This is a genomic window from Psychrobacillus sp. Z3-81 (assembly GCF_056620325.1).
The window spans coordinates 1-254 of the sequence record NZ_JBWQPU010000084.1; the positions used below are offsets into that span (position 1 = coordinate 1).

General features: G+C 59.8%; 1 rRNA gene. It reads right to left on the minus strand.

The features are described from left to right. Nucleotides 1-254: ribosomal RNA gene (locus AC1ECF_RS17720) — 23S ribosomal RNA — on the minus strand; the annotation flags it as partial.

Consider the following 254-nt stretch of genomic DNA (forward strand, 5'->3'; position numbering starts at 1 on the left):
GGTTCTTCGCCGGTAGGAGAATATCAACTCCTTGTCCATCGACTACGCCTGTCGGCCTCGCCTTAGGTCCCGACTTACCCAGGGCGGATTAGCCTGGCCCTGGAACCCTTGATCATTCGGCGGACGGGTTTCTCACCCGTCATTCGCTACTCATGCCTGCATTCTCACTCGTGTAGGCTCCACCGCTGGGTTACCCCGCGACTTCACTGCCCACACGACGCTCCCCTACCCATCCACACGCCTGGATCACGAAG